The 24,714-nt window shown below is 47.0% G+C and carries 17 protein-coding genes and 1 pseudogene; 13 read left to right on the top strand and 5 right to left on the bottom strand.

Annotation, left to right across the window (positions count from 1 at the left end):
- Nucleotides 1-356: 356 nt before the first annotated feature.
- Nucleotides 357-1,799, bottom strand: coding sequence for a glutamate synthase subunit beta (locus Q8L79_RS04895; RefSeq protein WP_305268493.1), 1,443 nt, complete (start codon nt 1,797-1,799; stop codon nt 357-359).
- 35 nt (nt 1,800-1,834) lie between these two features.
- Nucleotides 1,835-6,454 carry a glutamate synthase large subunit gene (gltB, locus tag Q8L79_RS04900; protein ID WP_305268494.1) on the bottom strand — a complete coding sequence of 1,540 codons (4,620 nt, stop codon included), beginning with the start codon at nt 6,452-6,454 and terminating at the stop codon, nt 1,835-1,837.
- 392 nt (nt 6,455-6,846) lie between these two features.
- Here gltB and Q8L79_RS04905 point away from each other — a divergent pair, with 392 nt between their 5' ends.
- Nucleotides 6,847-8,064, top strand: a complete 1,218-nt coding sequence (locus tag Q8L79_RS04905) for a UbiH/UbiF/VisC/COQ6 family ubiquinone biosynthesis hydroxylase (protein WP_305268496.1) — start codon at nt 6,847-6,849, stop codon at nt 8,062-8,064.
- A 146-nt stretch (nt 8,065-8,210) separates the two neighbouring features.
- Entirely contained in the window at nt 8,211-8,588 is a 378-nt protein-coding gene (locus tag Q8L79_RS04910) for a PilZ domain-containing protein (protein WP_305268498.1), read from the top strand.
- A 93-nt stretch (nt 8,589-8,681) separates the two neighbouring features.
- Here the strand turns inward: Q8L79_RS04910 and glnD are convergent, their stop codons facing one another.
- A complete protein-coding gene (gene glnD / locus Q8L79_RS04915; RefSeq protein ID WP_305268500.1) occupies nt 8,682-11,321 on the bottom strand; it encodes a [protein-PII] uridylyltransferase in 2,640 nt (879 codons plus the stop codon).
- Nucleotides 11,318-12,082 (bottom strand): type I methionyl aminopeptidase, encoded by a 765-nt coding sequence (map, locus tag Q8L79_RS04920; protein WP_305268502.1) that lies wholly within the window; start codon nt 12,080-12,082, stop codon nt 11,318-11,320. Before map ends, glnD begins: the two co-directional genes overlap by 4 nt.
- A 313-nt stretch (nt 12,083-12,395) precedes the next feature.
- On the opposite strand from map, the gene rpsB reads away from it, so the two are divergent.
- From rpsB to Q8L79_RS04965, 9 genes are all read left to right on the top strand, one after another.
- Nucleotides 12,396-13,133, top strand: coding sequence for a 30S ribosomal protein S2 (gene rpsB / locus Q8L79_RS04925; RefSeq protein ID WP_006889944.1), 738 nt, complete (start codon nt 12,396-12,398; stop codon nt 13,131-13,133).
- A 114-nt stretch (nt 13,134-13,247) separates the two neighbouring features.
- Nucleotides 13,248-14,135: a translation elongation factor Ts gene (tsf, locus tag Q8L79_RS04930; RefSeq protein WP_305268507.1), complete on the top strand. Its 888-nt coding sequence runs from the start codon at nt 13,248-13,250 to the stop codon at nt 14,133-14,135.
- 100 nt (nt 14,136-14,235) lie between these two features.
- On the top strand, nt 14,236-14,967 hold the full coding sequence (pyrH, locus tag Q8L79_RS04935) for a UMP kinase (RefSeq protein WP_305268509.1): 732 nt from the start codon (nt 14,236-14,238) through the stop codon (nt 14,965-14,967).
- A complete protein-coding gene (gene frr / locus Q8L79_RS04940; protein ID WP_370869877.1) occupies nt 14,960-15,517 on the top strand; it encodes a ribosome recycling factor in 558 nt (185 codons plus the stop codon). Before pyrH ends, frr begins: the two co-directional genes overlap by 8 nt.
- Before the next feature lie 15 nt (nt 15,518-15,532).
- A complete protein-coding gene (locus Q8L79_RS04945; protein ID WP_305268510.1) occupies nt 15,533-16,321 on the top strand; it encodes an isoprenyl transferase in 789 nt (262 codons plus the stop codon).
- A gap of 60 nt (nt 16,322-16,381) precedes the next feature.
- A complete protein-coding gene (locus Q8L79_RS04950; RefSeq protein ID WP_305268511.1) occupies nt 16,382-17,263 on the top strand; it encodes a phosphatidate cytidylyltransferase in 882 nt (293 codons plus the stop codon).
- The gene (gene ispC, locus Q8L79_RS04955) at nt 17,260-18,444 is read left to right on the top strand and encodes a 1-deoxy-D-xylulose-5-phosphate reductoisomerase (RefSeq protein ID WP_305268512.1); all 1,185 of its coding nucleotides are present in this window, start codon (nt 17,260-17,262) and stop codon (nt 18,442-18,444) included. Before Q8L79_RS04950 ends, ispC begins: the two co-directional genes overlap by 4 nt.
- Entirely contained in the window at nt 18,444-19,802 is a 1,359-nt protein-coding gene (gene rseP / locus Q8L79_RS04960) for an RIP metalloprotease RseP (protein ID WP_305268523.1), read from the top strand. Before ispC ends, rseP begins: the two co-directional genes overlap by 1 nt.
- Nucleotides 19,803-19,898: 96 nt before the next feature.
- Nucleotides 19,899-20,621: a DsbC family protein gene (locus Q8L79_RS04965; RefSeq protein WP_305268514.1), complete on the top strand. Its 723-nt coding sequence runs from the start codon at nt 19,899-19,901 to the stop codon at nt 20,619-20,621.
- 60 nt (nt 20,622-20,681) lie between these two features.
- Here the strand turns inward: Q8L79_RS04965 and mutS are convergent, their stop codons facing one another.
- Nucleotides 20,682-23,264, bottom strand: a complete 2,583-nt coding sequence (gene mutS / locus Q8L79_RS04970; protein ID WP_305268515.1) for a DNA mismatch repair protein MutS — start codon at nt 23,262-23,264, stop codon at nt 20,682-20,684.
- 36 nt (nt 23,265-23,300) lie between these two features.
- Here mutS and Q8L79_RS04975 point away from each other — a divergent pair, with 36 nt between their 5' ends.
- Together Q8L79_RS04975 and Q8L79_RS04980 are read left to right on the top strand one after the other, a co-directional pair.
- Nucleotides 23,301-23,783, top strand: a complete 483-nt coding sequence (locus tag Q8L79_RS04975) for a CinA family protein (RefSeq protein WP_305268518.1) — start codon at nt 23,301-23,303, stop codon at nt 23,781-23,783.
- A 690-nt stretch (nt 23,784-24,473) separates the two neighbouring features.
- Nucleotides 24,474-24,714: pseudogene (locus Q8L79_RS04980) on the top strand (OmpA family protein); the annotation flags it as partial.

Here is a 24,714-nt window from a genome sequence, read left to right on the forward strand (position 1 = left end):
TTTATGCTTTAAGTCATGCGTATAGGAAGTGATGAAATGCTACAGATTTTTGTGGCGGCTTGTATAAGACTGGAAGGAAATCATGGGTGACATAGTCCAATTTAAACGGCCTAAACCATCGCAACTGCATAAAGGCAATACCCTATGCCGTAGCGGTTTTCATAAATGGGAAGTTTTAAACGAAAAGCAGTTTGATGTGAAACAGGGGAAGTTGATTACTGTTTATCGGTGTAAGCGGTGTGGGATAGCAAAATCTAAAGCACTTTAGCATCTGATGTTTGGTCGACTGTAGGCATAATACTGTTGACTTAAGCGATTAAGCCAACAGTATCGGATTTTAGTTGCCTCTTACAATATTACCTCGGCAGTTCCGATGTCCCCATCAGGAACTCGTCCACCGCTCTGGCGGCTTGCCTGCCTTCGCGTATTGCCCAGACTACCAGCGATTGTCCTCGTCGCCCGTCGCCGGCCGCAAATACTTTATCCACCGAGGTGCGATACTGCTTATCGTTGGCTTTGATATTATTGCGCTCCAGTTCAACGCCCAGCTCCTTTAACAAGCCTTCGTGTACCGGGTGAACAAAGCCCATGGCTAAAAATACGATGTCCGCTTCCAGCGTGAAAGCACTGTCAGGCTTCTCGCTCATTTTCCACTGTCCGCCTTCTTGCTTCCACTCCACTTCGACCGCGTTCAGATGGGTTATTTTGCCGTCTTTACCGGTAACGCTTTGGGTGTTAACACTCCAGTAACGTTTTTTGATGCCTTCATCATGTGAAGACGTGGTGCGCAACTTGTTGGGCCACAGCGGCCAAGTCAGCGATTTATTTTCTTTTTCAGGCGGTTGCGGCATAATTTCAAGTTGCACCACGGAGGCTGCGCCCTGGCGAATTGATGTGCCTATGCAATCGGAACCGGTATCTCCGCCGCCGATCACTACAACATGCTTGTCGGTCGCGGTAATGGCTACATCTTCGGCTATAGCATCGCCTGCATTGCGCTTGTTTTGCTGGCGCAAAAAGTCCATCGCATAATAAACGCCTTGATAATCATTGCGTCCTTCGACTTCCAGGTCGCGCGGTTTTTCAGAGCCTACCGCTAAAACCACGGCATCGTACTCAGCGAGTATTTTTTGCGCAGGGATATCTGTACCGATATGGCTGTTGGGTCTGAATCTGACGCCCTCCGCCTGCATTTGAGCAATGCGTCGGTCGATGTGTACTTTTTCCATCTTGAAATCGGGAATACCGTAGCGTAACAAGCCGCCGATACGGTCATTCTTTTCATAAACCACGACTTCATGCCCGGCGCGTGCCAACTGTTGAGCGCAGGCTAATCCTGAAGGCCCTGAACCAATTACGGCTACACGCTTGCCGGTGCGTTGCGTTGGGATTTGCGGTTTTACCCAGCCCATCGCCCAGCCTTTGTCGATAATTGCGCATTCTATCGATTTAATGGTTACGGGCTGATCTTGCAAATTGAGTGTGCAAGCCGCTTCGCAGGGCGCAGGGCAGATGCGTCCGGTAAATTCAGGAAAATTATTGGTGCTGTGCAAGATTTCTAACGCCTGTTGCCAATCTCCCCGATAAACGCCGTCATTCCAGTCCGGGATAATATTGTTAACAGGGCAGCCTTGATGGCAAAAAGGGATGCCGCAATCCATGCATCGTGACCCCTGCTCAGCCACTTCGGCTTCGCTGGGAGATAGCGTAAATTCGCGATAATGTTGGATACGATCACTCGGCGATGCGTAATGCCGCTCAGTGCGTGGTAGTTCCATAAACCCGGTTGGTTTACCCATTTTTAATACCTTCTACTTAAATAGTGTCGCAACGATTATACGGTCGCGGATGCTTGTTCAGCCTGAATTTGTTTGAGCGCTTCGCGGTAATCGACCGGCATGACTTTAACAAAACGCGGCAAATAATCCTGCCAGTTATCTAAAATATGCTGGGCTCTGGCGCTGTTGGTATAACGCTTATGGTTTTCAATGAAGTGCTTTAAGCGTTGCGCATCATAACGGGTCATATCGGACATAATGTGAACGCGTCCGTGTGTTTCCATGTCGCCGCCTTGGTGTGCAATGGCTTCCAGCGTGTCGTCTTCTTCGGGGATCGGTTCGAGTTCCACCATCGCCAAATTGCAACGCTTTTCAAAGCTGCGGTCTTCATCAAGCACATAAGCCACACCGCCGGACATACCCGCCGCAAAATTGCGACCGGTTTGTCCGAGTACGATCACAACGCCGCCGGTCATATATTCGCAGCCATGGTCGCCTACGCCTTCGACAACCGCGACAGCGCCCGAATTACGCACTGCAAAACGTTCACCGGCAACGCCGCTGAAATAACATTCGCCGCTGACGGCACCATATAACACAGTGTTGCCGACGATAATATTTTCAGCTGGATTAATGGGGCAGTCTTTAGGCTGATAAATGGCGATACGGCCGCCGCTCATGCCTTTGCCTACATAATCATTGCCTTCGCCTTCAAGTTCGATGCTGATGCCTTGCGCCAAAAACGCGCCGAAACTTTGACCGGCGGTACCTTTGACATTAATAGCAATGGTATCTTCAGGCAAACCTTTATGACCATAACGCTTGGCGACTTCGCCTGACAACATTGCACCAAAAGTGCGGTTAATATTGCGGATCGGCGTATTAATGATTACCGGTTGTCCGTTTTGCAGCGCAGGTTGAGCGGCTGCAATCAAGGTATGATCCAGTGCCTGATCCAAGCCGTGATCCTGGCGTTCAGTGTTATAAACAGCGGTAGCACCGTCAATTTCAGGTTTATAGAAAACCCGGCTAAAGTCCAGTCCTTCGGTTTTCCAATGGTTCAGTGAGCGCTGCATGTCCAGCTTGTCCGAGCGTCCGATCATTTCATTGAAGCTACGGAATCCCAGTTTTGCCATCCACTGACGCACATCTTCCGCGACCATGAAGAAATAATTAACCACATGTTCAGGCTGGCCTGTAAAACGCTTGCGCAGTTCAGGGTCTTGCGTCGCGACGCCGACCGGGCAGGTGTTCAGATGGCATTTGCGCATCATCAAACAACCCGACACGATCAATGGCGCAGTGGCGAAGCCGAATTCATCCGCGCCTAATAATGCGCCGATGATCACGTCGCGTCCGGTGCGCAGACCGCCATCGACTTGTACGGCAATACGACCGCGTAGTTTGTTCAATACCAATGTTTGATGGGTTTCGGCCAGGCCGATTTCCCACGGTAACCCAGCGTGTTTGATCGAAGTCATCGGGCTTGCGCCGGTGCCGCCGTCATAGCCGGAAATGGTCACATGATCGGCGTGGGCTTTGGAAACGCCCGCTGCAACAGTACCGACACCGTGTTCCGATACCAGTTTGACGCTGATCCGTGCTTCTGGATTGACGTTTTTCAAGTCATGGATCAACTGCGCCAAATCTTCAATCGAATAAATGTCATGGTGCGGCGGCGGCGATATTAAACCAACGCCTCGAGTTGAATGGCGCACTCGTGCAATAACCGCGTCGACTTTATGTCCGGGCAGTTGTCCGCCTTCGCCGGGTTTTGCGCCCTGGCTGACTTTTATCTGAATGTCGTCGGCATTGACCAGATATTCGGTGGTCACGCCAAAGCGGCCGGAAGCGACTTGCTTAATCGCCGAACGCATGGAGTCGCCGTTGGGCAAGGTCTTGAAGCGTTCCGGAAGTTCTCCGCCTTCGCCGGTGTTGGATTTGCCGCCGATGCGGTTCATCGCAATAGCCAGATTGGTATGGGCTTCGTAGGAAATTGAACCGAACGACATCGCTCCGGTTGCAAAACGCTTGACGATGTCCGCTGCGGACTCCACTTCGTCCAACGGCACAGGCGTTGCATCTTCCTTGAACGACATCAAGCCGCGCAAGGTCAGCAAGGCTTCGTTTTGTTCATCGATCAAGCGGCAAAATTCAGCATATTTTTCATAGCTGTTGCTGCGCGTTGCGTGTTGCAAGGTGCTGATGGTGGCGGGCGTCCAGGTATGTGCTTCGCCGCGCAGACGGTACGCGTATTCCCCTCCAATATCCAGGGCGTCCCGGTATAACGGCGCATTGCCGAAAGCAATTCGATGACGACGACTGGTTTCTTCGCTGATTTCCGCTAAACCGACGCCTTCGACAGTGCTGGTTGTGCCGGTGAAATAACGATCCAGGAACGGTTCAGCCAAACCGATGGCATTAAAAATTTGCGCGCCGCAATAAGACTGATAAGTCGAAATGCCCATTTTGGACATGACTTTAAGCAGGCCTTTGGAGATCGCTTTGATATAACGTTTGTGCGCTTCATATTCGCTGAGGTCAGCGATATCTTCGCATAGCCCCGACAGGGTGTCGAAAGCCAGATAAGGGTTAACTGCTTCCGCACCGTAGGCGGCCAACAGCGCAAAATGATGAACTTCGCGCGCTTCCCCGGTTTCGACAACCAGACCCACTTTAGTGCGCAGACCTTCGCGGGTCAGGTAGTGATGCACGGCGGAAGTTGCGAGCAAGGCAGGTATTGCAATATGCGCAATATCTAGGTCACGGTCGGACAACGCCAGGATATTGTTACCTTCTTCAACCGCCTGTTTTGCAGCAAGACAAAGTTTATCAAGCGCCGTTTCCATGCCGCTTGCGCCCAAATCAGAGGGATAGCACAGCGTCAGGGTTTTAGTTTTGAATACACCGCCGGTACGCGTTTCGATACGGCGAATTTTTTCCAAATCCTGATTGGTCAAAATAGGCTGTTCCACTTCCAGGCGCATATGAGTTCCGCCTTCGTCCAGACCCAATAAGTTGGGGCGTGGGCCGATCAGTGAAACCAGCGACATGACCAATTCTTCGCGAATAGGGTCGATCGCCGGGTTGGTAACTTGGGCAAAGCCTTGCTTGAAATAATCGTACAGCATGCGCGAACGTTGCGATAACACTGCCAACGCCGTATCGATGCCCATCGAACTGATCGGTTCCTGTCCGGTTTGCGCAATCGGTTTCAGGATGAATTCAATGTCTTCGCGGGTATAACCGAACGCTTGTTGTCTGTCCAAAAGAGTGTGCGCATCCGGTGCCATTGCAGAAATTTCGGCTGGCAGTTCGGATAGCAGAATTTGAGTTTTGCTTAGCCACTCGGAATAAGGGTGGCACGCCGACAAATTGGCTTTCAACTCCGCATCATCAATAATGCGGCCTTCTTCGGTATCAATCAGCAGCATTTTGCCCGGCTGCAGCCGCCATTTTTTGATAATCTTATGCTGGGGAACTTCCAATACGCCCATTTCCGATGCCATGATGACGAAATCGTCATCGGTCACCAGATAACGCGCAGGGCGTAAGCCGTTGCGATCCAGGGTTGCGCCTATTTGACGTCCATCGGTAAAGGCAATGGCCGCAGGGCCGTCCCACGGTTCCATCAGGGCGGCATTATATTCATAAAACGCACGCAGTTTTTCGTCCATTAAGACATTGCCGGCCCAAGCTTCAGGGATCAGCAACATCATGGCGTGGGCCAGTGAATAGCCGCCGGCAACCAATAGTTCCAGTGCATTGTCGAAACACGCCGAATCCGATTGCGCTTCGTCGATCAACGGCCACAGTTTGTGCATATCGTCGCCCAAAACTTTGGACGCGATGGAATGACGACGTGCCGCCATGCCGTTAACATTGCCGCGCAAGGTGTTGATTTCGCCGTTATGGGCGATCAGGCGGAAAGGATGTGCCAGATCCCAAGTCGGGAAAGTGTTGGTGGAAAAACGTTGATGCACTAACGCTAAAGCACTGACCATGCGTTCATCGCTTAAGTCCGCATAAAACGCTCCGACCTGATCGGCCAGCAACATACCTTTGTAAACGATAGTGCGTGACGATAAGGATGGGATATAAAAAGAGTGGCCATGATCCAGCTTCAAATCGCGGACGGCGTTTTCAACTTGCTTGCGAATCACAAACAGTTTGCGCTCGAAAGCATCTTGATCGACGCAATCTTGGTCACGTCCAATAAAAATCTGCCGTATGAACGGTTCAACCAGTTTTACCGACTCACCCAAGGTATGATTGTCGACAGGTACATCGCGCCAGCCTAATAATACGGCTTTTTCCCGCGCAATTATTTCGGTTAACAGATTTTCGCAAGTGGCTCGATTGGCAGCATCGCGCGGCAAAAACACCATGCCTGCGGCATAATCGCCTGCTTTCGGAAGGGTGATGCTTATCTTGTCGCACTCTGCGCGCAAAAAAGTATCGGGCATTTGAATCAGAATTCCCGCACCATCGCCCGCATATATATCGGCGCCAACCGCGCCACGATGGGTCAGGTTTTTAAGTAATTCCAAGCCTTGACGTACGATTTCATGGCTTTTTTGACCCTTTATATGAACGATAAAACCCACGCCGCATGCATCATGTTCATTGCGTGGATCATATAAACCCTGTCTGGGCGGTAGCGTGCTTTGACTCATTGTCACCTCTAAAAAATATTACAAAAGGGCTGTTATCCTCTAACTTACATAACCCTCGTTCCGCACCCGCTCTGATGGAGACATCAAAGGCCGCGGCACGGCAAAACTAGTTAATTATACGGATGACAGGTAATTCTGTCACGTAGTCTTTTGCCGTCCGCACCAGCAATCAATCGGTATGTTGTTCGCTGATATAGATTGGGCGTTGGTCTTTTGTTGCATGATTAATAGAGGTATTTTGGTTATTCCTTAAATGGATGTGGTATCTTTCTGCTCTGTTTTAATGACTGATTGTTCTCGTTGACTATATTCTTCTGTTTTGTAGGCAGACTCGGTTCTTTAAGAGGCATTAAAATTATTTAAGTGAATTCATATCATATTATTGGTTAATTATGAAAGAAAATTTTGATGTTGTAGTTGTAGGTGGAGGCATGGTCGGGGCTGCTGTTGCTTGTAGCCTCGGTGGGAGTTCATTGAGCGTGGCGGTAATAGAGAGTGCGCCGCCACAGGATTTTGCTCCTGAGCAGCCCCATGATTTAAGGGTTTCCGCGCTCAGTATTGCATCAAAAAATATACTTGAAACGGTGGGTGCATGGAGTGGCGTTGTTAATCGCAGGCTTTGTCCGTTTCGCAGGATGCGGGTTTGGGAAACGGCGGGAGATACTGAGTTTTGCAGTGACGATATTAACTATCCTGAATTGGGTTTTATCGTTGAAAACAGGGTGACCCAGTTGGCGTTATTGGAACGCTTGCAAGGTTTTGCCAATGTCGAGCTGATGTGTCCAGCTACCATTAATAAAATCAACTATTCTGCGGGCAAATCACCTGAAGTGGAGCTGGGTGATGGCAGGATTTTATCGGCAAAAGTGTTGGTTGCCGCAGATGGCGGTCAATCCAGAGTCAGACAAACAGTGGGGTTGGGAGTAACCAGCTGGGATTACAATCAACATGCACTGGTGATTTATATTGATACGGATTACGGACAGCAGGATATAACCTGGCAGCGCTTTGTGCCCAGCGGGCCGCAGGCGTTTTTGCCGTTAACCGGGCATTATGGCTCCATCGTCTGGTATAACTTGCCGGATGAAGTGGCTCGCTTGAAAACCTTGTCTAGCGAGGATTTGTTGCGGGAATTGACGGCAACTTTTCCTGATTGCCTGGGTAAGGTTAATGCTATTTTGGGTACGGCAAGCTTTCCGTTGAAGCGGCAGCATGCGCAAAGCTATGTTAAACCGGGCGTGGTCTTGGTTGGTGATGCTGCACACATGATTAATCCGCTGGCAGGACAAGGGGTTAATATCGGTTTACTGGATGCTGCGGCATTGGCCGAGGTGCTGATTGATGCAAGCAAGCAAGGTCTTGATCCGGGTGATTTGGCGGTTTTAAGGCGCTATGAAAAAATGCGTCGTAATGAAAATCTTAAAATGATGACGGTAATGGATATTTTTTATCGGGTGTTCAGTAATCAGGTTCTACCGGTCAAGTTTTTACGCAACTTGGGGTTGGGCTTGGCTGAACGAATTTTGCCTGCCAAAAATAAAGTGATGCGGAGTGCCATGGGGCTGGACGGGAACTTACCCAAACTTGCACGAGGTGAGTCGATTATTTAATTAAAAGGATGTTATGTTGGGGGTTGTGCGTTTCCGGCAATATTCTTGGTATTTGACAAGCGATTAGCCGCGCATCGGTTGCATTGGGATAATTAATTTTTTAAACTTGAGTTTTTAAGTGATTTTGATAGTGAGTGTGAACGGTTATGGAAAGAAGGCTTTATCAAAGGATTCCAGTGCAAGTTTCTGCTATTGTCACTACCGAGGACGGTGTGCGCATTAAGGTGATTGCGGTAGATGTATCCAGCGATGGGCTAGGTGTCGAATGTAATATCAAGCAACGGAACATGATTACTCCGGGAGGGAGTTTTGTTCGCGACGGTAAGCCGGTATCGGTGTTTGTTGACTTGAATCTGTCTGATGGGAATGGTCAGTTATTCAAAATAGTAGCGCGGTGTCATGTGGTTTTTTCTCGGCGTATGTCCAGCGATCAATGTAAAATTGGGCTGCGCTATGCTGATATTGAAAATAACAACCATAAATGGCTTATTCGGTTTATTGAGAAAAGGTTGGTATCTGACTAAATAACGGATGAATATTGATTGTGCGGAGCTTTAGCTTGCTCTATAAGTATTACGGCTGTCCGTTGCGTCCGGGGGAGAACGTCTTGCATTAACCTATAGCGCCAGCATCTTTAAAATTTCTTCGCGTATTTGTTCCTGTCTGGCAGGGTCTGTGATGGGTTGCGACTGGTTGTCGGTGATATAAAACATGTCTTCAGCCCTGCTGCCTATGGTGGTTATTTTTGCGCTGTGCAGATGAATGCCTTTTTGTACAAATGCGCGCCCTATTTTTGATAAAAGTCCGGCATGATCTGTGGTGATAAGCTCAATAATCGTATGCCTGTTTAAAGGGTCCGCATGAAATTGAATACTGGTAGGGATAGGGAAATGTTTGGCTTGTCTTGATTGGCGATGAATATTTTTGTGTTTTTTTACTTCGCGAAGACGCAGGTTATTGCGAAGGGCAGTGCAAATATGAACTTCTCTGAACAATTCATTGATGGGTTTTCCCGATTGCTCAAGAACCAGAAAGCTATTAAGAATATAGTCGTCGGTCGTGGTCATGATCCGGGCGTCAAGAATGGTAAGTCCCAGTTGGTCGAGAGTGGCGGTGCTCAGCGAAAAAATAGCCTCTTCATTTTTTGTGTAAACAAAAACTTCCGCGCTGCCGCGTTGAGTTTGAGGGCGTAGCAGAACCAGGGGCAGGTCATCTTCTCTGGATGAGGCAATGGCAATGGTATGCCAGGCTATTTCATCAGCTGAATATCTTAAAAAATAATCATCACTGGCATGCTGCCAGGATCTGAGAATAACCGGCTCGGATATGCCTAGTTTTAGCAGTTCGTCTTTTGCTTCTTTTTTGTTTTCGAGCAGGCGATCCGCCAATGCTACTGGATTTTGCAAGCCTCTGTGCAAGGCGCTATAGGTCACTGAATAAAGCTCTTTGAGCAGAGCGTCTTTCCATGCGTTCCAAAGCTCTGGATTAGTGGCGCGAATATCGGCCACGGTTAGCAGGTATAGGTGGTTCAGGTATTCAATACTGCCAACGGTCTGGGCAAATTGATGAATGACATCCGGATCACTGATGTCTTTTCGTTGTGCAGTCATCGACATGACCAGATGATTGCGGACTAGCCAGCAGATCAGGTTGGTGTCATGCGGGGAAAGATCGTGCTGAACGCAGAATTCCCTGGCGATTTCTTCGCCAATTGTGGAATGGTCGCCGCTCCTGCCTTTAGCTATGTCATGAAATAGACCGGCAAGATACAATATTTCCGGCTTTGAAATCAGCAGAAAAATATCATTGCAGAAAGGCAGTTCATCAAAATGTTTTTCTAAGGCAAAGCGGCGTAAGTTCCGGATGACAAAAAGCGTGTGTTCGTCCACGGTGTAAATGTGAAACAAATCATACTGCATGCGGGCGACAATATTGGCAAAGCAAGGGATATAAGCGGCTAAAACCCCGTAGCGATTCATGCGTCTTAATTGATCGGTAATGCCTCGCGGTTGGCGGAATGCTTCTATAAACAGGCGGTTGGCATCTTTGTTCTTGCGAAATACGTCGTCGATTAAATACAGGCTTTTACGAACCAAGCGTATGGTTGTTGCCCTGACGCCTTTGATCGATGAATTCTGTTCCAGAACTAAAAAGAGTTCCAGCAAGGCAAGCGGGTGTCGTTCAAAAAGTGTGTCATCAATGGCTTCAAGATAGCCGTTGATGGCAACAAATTTGTCGTTAAGCGGGATTGGTTTGTAAGTAATTTCTCCGGAAACGAAGCGCTCATTAAATAATTGCAACAGCATTTCATTGAGGCGCTCAAGTCCAAGTACCGTTTTAAAATAAAACTGCATGAATTGTTCGACATCCTGATTGTATTCCTGATGTTCGGTGCTGAAACCGAATTGCCGGGCAAGATCGCGTTGATAATCAAAAATAAGTCGGTCTTCGCATCGATTGGTTAAAAGATGCAATGCGTAACGAATTCGCCATAGCACTTCAAGTGCGGCAACCAGTTCCAAATATTCAGACTCGGGCAAGAAGCCGTATTTAATCAGTTCCTTGAGTGTTGAGGAATTGTAATGACGTTTGAACACCCATGCGATGACCTGTCGGTCGCGTAAACCGCCGGGGCCTTCTTTGATGTTGGGTTCGAGATTGTAGGCAGTGTCATGAAATTTGGCATAACGCTGTCGCTGCTCTTCCATTTTGGCGGCAAAAAATTGATCCGACGGCCAAATTTTATCCGGCGTGATTTGTTGATTAAGTGTTTTATGCAAGGTGGTGTTGCCGGTAATCAACCGGTTTTCCATAAGACTGGTTATGATCGTTTGATCGCTGATTGCCGCTTCGACGCATTGTTTGATGGTGCGTACGCTTTGCCCCGGTTTTAAGCCGATATCCCAGAGGAAGGTGAAGAAGTTTGCCAGTGTTTCCTGGTAAGGCGAAGTGTCGTCAGAATCCAGCAAAACGACAATATCGATATCGGAGTAAGGGAATAATTCTCTTCTGCCGTAACCGCCAACGGCGCATAACATCAGCTGGCTGGCGTGTTCGCCAAGGAAATGTTGCCAGCAGCAGCTTAAGATTTCATCGATAAAATCGGATTTTTCTTTAAGTAAGTTGGAAACTGATTTGTGAGGATTGAATTTTTGTCGCAGCTCAGTGTCTTTTTGTTTTAACAGTTGTTTAAATTGTTGCAGGCTGTCTTTTTCGGCAAAAATCGCGGTATTAATGTTTTTGTTCAAGGCGGTCACATTTCTTCTTGGCGCAAAGTCAGGATTTCATAGCCGCTTTGGGTTACCAAAATGGTGTGTTCCCATTGCGCGGACAAGCTCCGGTCTTTGGTTACTGCGGTCCAGCCGTCGGCCAACACTTTCATGTGTCGTTTGCCGAGATTAATCATGGGTTCAATAGTTAATATCATGCCTGCTTCGAGGACCTCGCCTTCGCCGGCTTTACCGTAATGCAATACTTGCGGTTCTTCATGGAATTTTTTGCCGATGCCGTGGCCGCAAAACTCCCGGACTACCGAATAACGATTGGATTCTGCGTGTTTTTGTATGGCGTGGCCAATATCGCCTAATGTAGCCCCCGGCCTTACTTGGTTAATACCCAAAAACATGGCTTCCTGAGTTATTTTAACCAGGCGTTTTGCGTGCGGACTGACTTCGCCGACGCAAAACATTTTGCTGGTATCGCCGTGGTAGTCGTCTTTGATGACGGTAATGTCGATATTGACAATATCGCCTGATTTAAGTTTTTTATCGCTGGGAATGCCGTGGCAGATCTGCTGGTTAATCGAAGTGCAAATGGATTTTGGAAAGCCGTGATAATTAAGCGGCGCAGGGATGGCTTTTTGTACATCAACAATATAGTCGTGGCAAATCTGATTGAGTTCGTCGGTGGTAACTCCGGGAACAACATAGGGTTCAATTATTTCTAAAACTTCGGCTGCCAGTTTTCCGGCAATCCGCATTTTTTCGATTTCACTTTCGGTTTTAATAATTATGCTCATAAAAATCAGGTGCAAAGCTATAAAGGATAAGGAACATTAGGCGCAAACGATAAGTTTTTTAGTCTTGTGGTTTCTGCTTTGCGCCTGTGTAATAAAATCATTTTAACAGAGATCGGCTTGTTGTGAAAAAGTAATTATGGTATAAAGGGAAGTTCGTTTTTGAACTAATACTCACGCCTATCGTCACGTTTGGAAGGGTGCCGGTGCAACCATTCTTTAAATAAAATGATTGTTACTGGTTTCCAGGCGGGATAGGTGGAGGCGTAACCCAACTCGGAACAGATGTTCCGAATTTTTATCTTAGGAGAAATTAATGGCAGCAGTATCTATGCGTCAAATGCTTGAAGCGGGTGTTCACTTTGGACATCAAACTCGTTATTGGAACCCGAAAATGGCTACGTACCTGTTCGGTTCACGTAACAAAATCCATATTATTGATTTGGAAAAAACGCTTCCAATGTTTAATGACGCAATGAATTATCTGGGTCAGATGACAGCAAACAAAGGCACAGTCCTGTTTGTTGGTACCAAGAAAGCAGCGCGAAAAGTAGTTGCTGAAGAAGCCGCACGCTGTGGCATGCCTTATGTCAACCATCGCTGGTTAGGTGGCATGCTGACAAATTTCAAAACCATCAAGAAGTCAATTAATCGTCTTAAAGAATTAGAAGCGATGAAAGCTGACGGTACGCTTTATCAACGTTTTGCCAAGAAAGAAGCGTTAGGTATGGAACGCGAACTTGAAAAACTGGAGCGCAGTCTGGGTGGAATTAAAGACATGAAAGGCGTTCCCGATGTGATTTTCATACTGGATGTCGGTTATGAAAAGAATGCAATCAGTGAAGCTAAAAAATTAGGTATTCCGGTTGTTGGTATTGTTGATTCCAATAATTCACCGGAAAAAATTGATTACATTATTCCTGGTAATGATGACTCAATTCGTGCAGTTAAACTTTATTGCGAAAGTGTTTCTGCGGCAGTAATGGAAGCTAAATCAGCGGGTTTGGGATTGTCAGCAAAAGCTGATGATTTTGTTGAAGAGGCGGCAGAATAAGTACGATCTTAATTTTTTACAGGCGTTTCCTGTGAAATGAGTACTTAAAGTTAGGCAAAAACGCCTCCTCACGGGGGCGTTTTTACAGTTATGAATAATGAGGAAAGATAAAGAATGAGTATTACTATTAGTGCAGCAATGGTTAAGGAACTGCGTGAAAGAACTGCCTCCGGTATGATGGAGTGCAAAAAAGCATTAGTTGAAGCCAATGGCGACATGGAGTTAGCCATTGAAAATATGCGCAAATCCGGTCTAGCCAAGGCCGATAAAAAATCCGACCGCATTGCTGCTGAAGGCATCATCGGCGCTAAAGTTAGTGATGACGGAAAAGCTGTGGCGATTGTTGATGTTAACTGTGAGACTGATTTTGTTGCCAAAGCGGATGATTTCGTAAATTTCGTCAATAATGTCACAGAAGCTTTGTTGAATTCCGATATTGAAACAGATGAACAACTGCTGGCAATGAAACTGGCTGACGGCACGATTGTGGATGAAGTTCGTCGTGGACTGATCGCCAAGTTGGGCGAAAATATTACCGTCAGGCGGTTTCAAAAATACCAGACTGCAATGGGCGGTACTGCTTGCTATTTGCACGGTAAAAAAATCGGTGTGATCGTCGAATTGGCGAAGGCAGATGCTGAGTTAGGCAAAGACATTGCAATGCATATCGCAGCGAGTAAACCGACTTGTGTTTCTGATGAACAAGTGCCTGCAGAACTGATTGAAAAAGAGAAAGAGATTTTCTCGGCTCAAGCAGCAGAAAGCGGAAAACCGGCGGAAATTATTGAGAAAATGGTTGTAGGTCGGATTAGTAAATTTCTGGCGGAAATTACTTTGTTGGGTCAGCCTTTTATTAAGGACGATAAAGTTACTGTCGCTAAACTACTTGCGTCAAAAGGTAACAACGTTATTCGTTTTGCTCGCCTGGAAGTGGGTGAGGGAATTGAGAAGAAAGAAGAAAACTTTGCCGAAGAAGTTATGGCACAAGTTAGAGGCAATTAACGCACTCCTCGGCCGTGGGCGCGAATTTATTCGCGCTGCCTTTATAGACGCGAATAAACTCGCGCCCACAATAATAAATATTAGCCCCCGATAAATTAAAATGACTAAATTGATTTGCCAGAGAATTTTGCTTAAGTTAAGCGGTGAAGCTTTAATGAGTGAAACCGGTGGTAGTATTGATGCAGATATTGTTAAACGTCTTGCAACTGAAATTAAAGAGTTATGTGATGTTGGTCTTCAAGTTGGTTTGGTTATTGGCGGCGGTAATATATTGCGTGGAGCTGAGAAAGCTTCAGAAGGATTGGATCGAGTAACCAGCGACCAGATGGGGATGCTGGCTACTGTAATAAATGCCCTGGCCATGCAGGATGCTTTGGAAGCACACGGTCAGCCGGTCAGGGTGATGTCTGCACTGAAAATCAATCAGGTCTGTGAAGATTATATTCGCCGTCGAGCGATCAGGCATTTGGAAAAAGGCCGGGTTGTTATTTTTGCAGCAGGAACCGGAAATCCTTTTTTCACTACCGATTCGGCCGCCAGTCTTCGGGCGATTGAAATTAATGCCGAGTTGATGATTAAGGCTACTAAAGTCAAAGGCGTTTATTCTGCCGATCCCCAAAAAGACAAAAATGCTAAATTCTATCCGCGATTAACTTATGATGAAGCGCTGGATCAGCGTCTGAATGTGATGGACACCACTGCGCTGGTATTATGCCGGGATAATAATGTACCAATGCGGGTGATGAATATTTTCGAGAAAGGCGCGGTAATGAAACTGATGATGGGCGAAGAGATAGGATCTCTTATTGAACGAGGAACAAATAATGATTAATGATATTCAACAGGACGCTTCAACCCGCATGGGCAAAAGTATTGAAGCTTTAAAACATGAATTCTCAAAAATAAGAACGGGCAGGGCTCATCCCAGCTTATTGGATCAAATTAACGTTTCATATTACGGTACCGAGTCCTCATTATCCCAGGTTGCCAATATTGCCGTCGAAGACGCGCGAACTTTGACGATTACACCGTGGGAAAAGGGCATGGTCCAGGCTATTGAAAAAGCAATTATGAAGTCGGATCTGGGATTGAACCCTGCTACCAACGGGATGGTTATTCGTATTCCATTGCCGCCATTGACCGAAGAGCGTCGTCGTTCCCTGGTTAAAGTCGTCAAGAATGAAGCGGAAAATGGTCGTGTTGCGATCAGAAATATTCGCCGTGATGCAAATTCAGCAATAAAAGAGGCTTTAAAGGAAAAAATGATTTCTGAAGACGAGGCTCGCGCAGCTGAAGAAAAAATTCAAAAATTGACCGATCAGTATGTAAAAGACGTTGAAAAATTGCTGGAAGCAAAAGAAGCCGATTTACTGTCAATGTAATTGGGATTTAAACAAATGCCTACGGATGACTGTAATAGTTTGGAATCAACAAGTACCCTCAAGGGTATAAATAACAATCCGCGCCATATCGCCATTATCATGGATGGTAATGGTCGTTGGGCGCAGAAGAGGTTTATGCCGCGAGCTATTGGTCATCAGGCCGGGGTTAAAGCGGTTCGGAAAATTGTAGAGTACTGCGCCAAACACGAGGTTGAGGTCTTGACCTTATTCGCGTTCAGCAGTGAAAACTGGCGTCGCCCGGATGAAGAGGTGTCATTATTGATGGGGTTGTTTATGGCGACTTTGCAACGGGAAATCAACAAACTTGATCGGAATAATATCCGCTTGCGATTTATTGGCGACAGAACGGCATTCTCTGACAAGTTGCAGACCAAAATGGCCGAAGGCGAGGCGCAAACCAAAGACAATGATGCCTTGACGCTGGTTATCGCAGCCAATTATGGCGGGCGCTGGGACCTGTGTCAGGCGTTCCGGGCGGTGGCAGAAAAAATAGCGTCCGGAGAATTAAAAAATCAGGATATCAATGAGCAGCTGATCAATCAGTATTTATCAACCGCAGACCTGCCCGAGCCCGACTTGTTTATCAGAACAGGCGGCGAGCAGCGCGTTAGTAATTTTTTATTATGGCAGCAGGCTTACACGGAGCTGTACTTTACTGCGACGCTATGGCCGGATTTCGACCAGAACTCACTTGAAGAAGCTATCGACAGTTTTAAGAGCCGGCAAAGACGCTTTGGTCATACCGGGGAGCAACTGCTTGATAAATCGATTACTTTAAAATAACCTGCTGTTTTTTTACTGAAAACTAACACTTACTTCCAACTTCATCTAATAATTATAAAAATGTTACTACAGCGAATTATTACTGCATTAATTCTGGTTCCTCTGGTTGTACTTGCTGTTTTCCAGCTGCCGTCGGAGTATTTTTCATTGCTCATAGGACTAATCACACTTTTAGCGGCATGGGAATGGACTAATCTTATCGGCATTAATTCGCCGTTTAAACGCGGATTATTTTTAGTTGCGTTGATTCTGCCTATGTTATGGCTGCATTTTTGGACGCAATTTCTGGAACTGGCTGCGCAAGTATTGGATTGGCCTGATGTGCGGGATTATTCAGGTGCTCTGGAATGGCTGGTTATAGCGCCGGTGCTGTTTTGGATATTGGTCATGATATTAATCAGAAACACCCCTGCAGGGGTTTTAAAGTTGGAAATGAGAAGCCGTTATAAGGCATTAATAGGCTGGCTTGTTTTATTTGCAACGTGGCTATTTTTGAGCAGATTAAGAGCTTTTTATGGTTCGGAAATGACCTTGTATTTTCTGGTTTTAATCTGGACAGCGGATATTGCAGCTTATTTTGCCGGCAAGAAATTCGGTAAAACCAAGTTGTCGCCCGAAATCAGCCCAGGCAAAACGGTTCAAGGTATGTACGGTGCTTTAATAGCCGGTGCCGTTTGGGCTGCTGCTTTTATTGGCTATTATGGCTATCGTGATGGTTTTGTCTGGATGAGGATAACCGATTTTATACTGTTATCTGTGCTGACGGTGTTGATTTCTATTTATGGTGATTTGTTTTTCAGTGTGGTCAAACGTCAGCGTGGCGTCAAAGATACCGGTTCAATACTGCCCGGTCACGGCGGTATTCTGGATAGAATTGATAGTCTGATTGCTGGAGTTCCATTTTTTTATGCCGGTATAGCAGTGATTGGGCTTATGTCATGAAAGGCATTTGCATACTCGGAGCGACAGGCTCGATTGGCGTCAGTACTTTAGATGTAGTCGCCAGACATTCCAGTCAATATAAAGTTATTGCGTTAACGGCCAATACCAATATTGATACTCTCTATGAACAATGTCTGGAACACCATCCTGAAGTTGTTGTCGTAGTGGATGAGAAAAAGGCTCAAGCCTTTGAAGAAAAACTTAAAAATTCGACAATTGCAGATATAAAAGTGTTGTCCGGCGCCAAGGCGCTGGAGCATGTTGCAACGCTGGACAACGTCGATTCGGTCATGGCGGCCATCGTCGGTGCGGCGGGTTTATTACCGAGTCTTGCTGCGGCAAAAGCGGGTAAAACCATCTTGCTGGCCAATAAAGAAGCCCTGGTGATGTCGGGTTCGATTTTTATGCAGGCCGTTACTGAGTCGGGAGCGCAATTGCTGCCTATTGATAGCGAGCATAATGCGATATTTCAGTGCATGCCTGCCGGTTACAAAACCGGTATGCCGGCGAAACAAGCGAGACGTATTTTATTGACGGCTTCGGGCGGTCCTTTTCGGGAAATGCCTGTTGATCAATTGATCAATGTAACGCCGGATCAAGCGGTCGCTCATCCTAACTGGGATATGGGCAGAAAAATTTCCGTGGATTCGGCAACGATGATGAATAAGGGTCTTGAGATGATCGAGGCTTGTATTTTATTTGATATGACCCCAGATCAGATACAAGTGGTCATTCATCCGCAAAGCGTTATCCATTCGATGGTGGATTATGTGGATGGAACGGTTTTGGCGCAAATGGGCAATCCCGATATGCGTATACCTATCGCCTATTCGATGGCTTGGCCGGAGCGCTTTGACTCGGGCGTTGAACCACTGAATATTTTTAATGTCGGGCGTATGGATTTCCATGAGCCTAATCTGGAACGGTTTCCCTGTCTGCGTTTGGCCTATGAGGCTATTGACGCAGGCGGCATCATGCCGACTGTTTTAAATGCGGCCAATGAAATTGCAGTAGAAGCATTTTTAAATGAACATGTTAGATTTACCGATATTCCGGTTATTATCGAACGCTGCATGAAAAAATTCGAGGCCAAGGCCGCCGATACCCTGGAAATTATTTTAGATACGGATCAACAGGCCAGGTTAATGTCTACACAGATTATTGGAGAGCTTAATAATTGATGGATTTTCTGCATACGCTGTTTTATTTCATAGTCGCTATAAGTGTCCTGGTTTCATTTCATGAATTCGGACACTTCTGGGTCGCGCGTAAAGCCGGGGTAAAAGTACTCAGGTTTTCAGTCGGTTTTGGCAAGGTTTTATGGTCGTACCAGAAAAATCCAGATGCGACAGAGTATGTGGTATCGGCAATTCCACTGGGTGGTTATGTCAAGATGGTCGATGAGCGGGAAGGCGACGTTAAGAAGGCAGACTTGCCGTACGCCTTTAATCGCCAATCTTTATTTGCCAGAACGGCAATAGTCGCTGCAGGCCCCCTATTTAATCTGATACTCGCTGTTGCTTTGTTTTGGAGTGTGCTGGTTATTGGCGAGACAGGCATAAAACCGATACTCGGCTCGGTAGAGCAAGGCACATTAGCCGCTGCCGCAGGTTTTGTCGAAGGCGAGGAGATTATCTCGGTTAACGACAAGGCTACACCCACCTGGACTGAGGCAATGAGCGTGTTAGTGTCCTCAGCGCTTGATGGGGAGCAGAACATAAAGGTTACGGTAAAAAGCTTTGACGATCAGCAAGCTATCAGGACGCTTAAGCTCACTGATAAAGACAGTGAAACCCCTGATGTATTGTATCAACGATTAGGTTTTAAACCTTGGTCTCCAAAATTGCAGCCCATCATAGGTAAAGTGCTTCCCGATAGCGCCGCTCTCGCTTCCGGTTTAAAGCAAGGCGACCTGATTGTGAGCGCTGATGGCACAATCATGAACGACTGGATGCAATGGGTGAATTATGTAAAAAGTCACCCCGATGTTGCAATAAAGCTGGAGATTGAGCGCGACGGTGTACGTTTACCTACAACCATTACACCTAAAAGTGTGCTTGTCGGAAAAAATACCGAGGGTAAAGTCGGCGCTTCAGTTTATATACCGGAAGAACTGATGAAGTCGGTGAGCGTTGAATATTCCTTGTCGCCGCTGGCAGCGATACCTGTTGCCTTCGAAACCACCTATTATTATTCCATTACCAGCTTGAAAATGATGGGAAAAATGCTGGTTGGCAAGGCTTCCGTAGATAACTTAAGCGGTCCTATCAGCATTGCCCAGTATGCGGGACAGTCTGCCACGATGGGCTTGGTACCCTTTATAAAATATTTGGCCTTGATCAGCGTCAGTTTAGGCGTATTAAATTTATTGCCGATACCGGTACTGGATGGCGGACACTTGCTGTTCTTTGCCTTGGAAGGCATTAAAGGCCGTCCTGTTTCGGAGAGGGCGCAAATTTTCTTTCAACAAATCGGTATTGCATTGCTTGTGTCATTGATGGCATTGGCTATGTTTTTGGATGTTGAGCGCTTGCTTTAAATAAGGTATAGGGGCAATCCCTTGCGGTTGCCCTTTTATCCGAATAACTTGAATTAAGGGCAACCACAAGGGATTGCCCTACAACTTAGGAATATTATGAAAAAAGTTATTAAGATGGCCGCATTATCATTACTCGGCCTGACTTTATCGGTCGCACATGCAGATGAAAATGCTATCAGGCAAGCGCTGGCTAAATCCATGCCGTCGGTAAAAGTAGGGTCGGTTAAACCTTCTGAAATTAGTGGTCTTTATGAGGTTACAGTGGGCGGCAATATCTTTTATGTTTCCGATGATGGTAAGTATCTAGTTCAAGGTCACTTGGTCGATGTTGCTGCGCGCATAGATTTAACCGAAGAAAAATTGAGCGGTGTTCGCAAGCAGGCCATTGACAAACTCGGTCTGGATAAAATGATCGTATTCAAACCCAAAGAAAGCAAATATACGGTTAGCATCTTTACCGATATTGACTGCGGTTATTGCCGTAAACTGCATTCGGAAATCGATCAATACATGGCCGAAGGCATTACTATCCAGTATTTGTTTTTCCCAAGGGCCGGCAAAGGTTCCGACTCATACCACAAAGCGGTATCGGTCTGGTGTGCCGATGATCGCAAAGCGGCTTTAACAGCAGCAAAAAAAGGCGATACACCACCGGCTAAAACCTGTAATAATCCGATTGATGAGCACATGCAGTTGGCTGAGGATTTTGAAGTGAAAGGGACACCGATGATTGTTACCGAGAAAGGCAATATCTTTCCCGGTTATCTGCCGGCAAAGCAGTTGGTAGAAGCACTCGCAGACGAAAAAGGTCAAAAATAAGCAGATTATTTGAAATGAGAGGGCGGCTTCTTCAGCCGCTCTTGTAATACCCTGATAGCGCTACACCATCCCTTTTAGTCGATAAAGCAACTCCAACGCCTGTCTCGGGCTAAGTTCATCCGGGTTCATGTCTTCCAGCAAACCCACCACAGGATGACATTCTTTAGATGAAAACAAATCCAGCTGATTAACCCCGGTTTCCGTCTGTTGTTCAATATAGGCATGGTCTTCGAGGTGCCGTAATTTCGTTTTGGCTTTATCAATTACCGAACGAGGCACACCCGCTAATGACGCCACTTGCAAGCCATAGCTTTGACTGGCCGGGCCATCTTTGACCGCATGCAAAAAAATGATCTTGTCGCCATGCTCCATCGCATCCAAATGCACGTTATGGATGGTTTTGTGTTCATCGGGCAGCGTGGTTAACTCAAAATAATGCGTCGCAAACAGCGTAAACGCTTGAGTTTCTTTAGCCAAATGATCGGCGCAAGCCCAAGCTAAAGACAACCCGTCAAAGGTGCTGGTACCGCGACCGATCTCGTCCATCAAGATCAGGCTTTTTGAGGTGGCGTTATGCAGGATGTTGGCGGTTTCCGACATCTCCACCATAAAAGTAGACCTGCCGCTGGACAGATCGTCAGACGCGCCGATACGGGTAAAAATCTTGTCGACAGGACCGCAGGCCAGAGACTTGGCAGGGACATAACAGCCGATATGGGCGATTAACACGATCAGCGCCGCCTGACGCATGTAGGTCGATTTACCGCCCATGTTCGGGCCGGTAATGACCAGCATTTTTCGTTGATTGGAAAACGATAAGTCATTAGGCACAAAAGGAATATCCGAAACCTGCTCAACGACCAGATGCCGACCGGCTTCAATGGTTATACCGGGTTGATCGACCAGCGTCGGTTGCGATAAATTCAAGGTTTCGGCGCGTTCGGCAAAGTTGACCAATACATCCAGCTCAGCCAGTGCGGCCGCGCATTGTTGCAACGGGATTAACGATGCGCCGATAAGATTCAGCAATTCCTCGTACAAGGCTTTTTCAAAAGACAGCGATTTTTCCTTGGCGCTGAGCACCTTGTCTTCAAACGATTTCAACTCCTCGGTAATATAACGCTCGGCGCCTTTTAAGGTTTGCTTGCGGGTGTAATGTGTGGGGGCTTTTTCCGAGTGCAGGTGGGAAATCTCGATATAGTAGCCATGCACACGGTTGTAGTTGACTTTCAGCGTACTGATGCCGGTCGCCGCTTTTTCGCGATTTTCCATGTCAATCAGGAACTGGTCTGCGTTCTGGCTCAAGTTGCGCAACTCGTCCAGTTCCGGATGATAGCCGGGCGCAATCACTCCACCGTCGCGGATCAGCACCGGCGGATTGTCGATGATGGCAGATTGCAATAGTTTTAATATCTCGGGCTGTTCACCGATCTGCTCGCATAACTGCGCAAGCTGAGTGTTGTCGCAGCCGGAAAGCGCATGTTGCAGCGTGGGCAGAATTGCCAAGGTATTGCGCAACACCAGCAAATCTCGGGGACGCGCCGATTTTAATGCGATACGGGAGCTGATCCGCTCAATATCGCCGACTTGCCGCAGATGCGTCTGAATATCCCGATATAAAAGTACATTAAGCAGGGTATCGATACAGGCATAGCGGTTGTTTAGGACGTCGTGATCGCGTAACGGCCGGTTGATCCAACGTCTCAAACAGCGGCTTCCCATCGCCGTTGTAGTTTTATCCAGTACCCCGAACAGCGTGTATTGCAGTTGCCCTGAGGGGTGGAAATCCAGTTCAAGATTACGGCGGCTGGAGGCATCCAGCAAAATACTGTCATCAGTGCTCTCGGTACGGATGCCTTGAATATGCGGCAGCGCGCTTTGTTGGGTGTCTTTAACATATTGCAGTAAACCGCCCGCAGCAGCAATCGCGGCGGGCATGTTCTCACAACCGTAACCTTTCAAATCAAGCGTATTGAATTGCTTTAATACCAGCTGTTTGGCGCTTTGGGCTTCAAAATGCCAAGGCGGCTTTCTGCACATGCCGCTACGTTGTTTTAAGCTTGCAGGCAGCGGCCAGTCCTCGCTAAACAGCAGTTCGGCAGGGTTAAGTCGGCCGATTTCGCTTAGTAATTGATCGATGGATTCAACCTGTTGCAACACAAAACGGCCGCTGGTTAAATCCAGGCTGGCGATGCCGTGTTGCGTAGTTGAGTTGGAATTCGAGAAAGAGCACACTGCAACTAACAGATTATCTTTGCGGTCTTCCAACAACGCTTCGTCGGTGACAGTGCCGGGTGTCACAATGCGCACCACCTTACGTTCGACCGGGCCTTTTGACGTTGCCGGATCGCCGATTTGTTCGCATATTGCGATTGATTCGCCGTGCTTTAACAGTTTGGCAAGATAACCCTCAGCCGCGTGATAAGGAATGCCCGCCATAGGGATCGGCAGGCCTCCCGATTGTCCCCGGCTGGTTAAGGTTATATCCAGCAGTTGCGAGGCCTTTTTGGCGTCATCGAAAAATAGTTCGTAAAAGTCCCCCATGCGGTAGAACAACAAGGTATCGGGGTGTTCGGATTTGATGCGTAAAAATTGCTGCATCATTGGTGTGTGCTGGTCGGTTGTTTTTTGTTTTATACTCATGAGCCTATTTTATCCGAAGTCGCACGAGGTCACATCATGGAGTCTGAATTATTTAAACTGGCTGAGCAACTGGGTCGCTTATTGAAAGAGAAGGGCAAAACAATAGCCACAGCTGAATCCTGCACCGGTGGTTGGATTGCCCAAACGATTACCGAAGTACCGGGTAGTTCAGTTTGGTTTGATCGAGGCTTTGTCACTTACAGTAATACCGCAAAAGTGCAAATGTTGGCTGTCAGTCCGCAGACACTGGAAAAATACGGTGCGGTGAGTGCCGAGATCGCAACGGAAATGGCAGCGGGTGCCTTAGCGTATAGCGATGCCGATGTTGCAGTTGCTGTGACCGGCATAGCCGGGCCGGATGGCGGAACACCGGAGAAACCGGTTGGTATCGTGTTTATCGCATGGGCGCATAAAAACGGAGCAGCCAAAGTGGTCAGAAAGCAATTTACAGGAAACCGGCGGCAAATAAGGGCGCAAACAGTGAAAAGTGCTGTTGAGGGAATGTGGTTATTTTACTGATGTTATGTTTCCGGTTTGTCGGATAGGTAACTCTACATAGGGTTACCCATCATCCTTGATGGCGTTAACCAGCGGTGCATGTATCCTACAGGTTGTGGGACGGAAAGACAGAATGGTTATAGCGTTTGTCCAGCTCAATATATAAGTAGCGGCCTTTGCCTTGCTTAAACTTAGCTCCTTGTTTGTCCAATCGGCGTTTAAATTCGCAGTATTCTAAAATAACGCATAGTTACGCAGAGTCTTTAAATAGGTGAAGTATGAAGGACTTGAAACATCCGGCATCAAATTTAAAGTCGTGTACGGCTTAACGCAACTACTCCAGTAAAATGACATTCATTCTTGAAATATCCAAGAGCTGCATATTTTGGGTAAGCAGCAAGCAGTGAAACGCGTCTGAGCATGGGCTAAACATAATATGTGATGAGTTGTTACTCACTTTAAAAAAACACATAAGTATTTTTGTTTGCAAGGTAGTTATGTGCGGTACCGCACAGACGAGCTACTATTGTTGCGGTTAAGCTACTTTTGAGATTTTTTAACAACAAACTGTTATTATAAGGAGCGTTTTCTATAGGGATGATATTAACGTAATCGCCGTTCAAGATTGTGTCAAGAGAAATAAGATAACGAGAGCAATTTGAAAGAACAGCTCATGAAAAGTCAAAATAAACATACAATAAGGAAAGTATTATGCTGAGAAAAAAAATATTAACCATTGCCTCATTAACCATCGTGGGCTTCATACCGTTGGCACAGGCTGCCGATCGCTTCGATGATGACCGTCAATCCCATGATGACCGTCGCTTCGATGATGATCGTTGGTACATCGCGCCGTTCGCTTCGTTTGTCAGAACCGGCGGCGACCGGGATGCAAGCGACGGCTGGGGCGGCGGCATGGGCATCGGCAAAATGCTCGATAAACATTTCAACG

It is taken from the genome of Methylobacter sp., from assembly GCF_030680395.1.
Lineage (GTDB): Bacteria > Pseudomonadota > Gammaproteobacteria > Methylococcales > Methylomonadaceae > Methylobacter_A.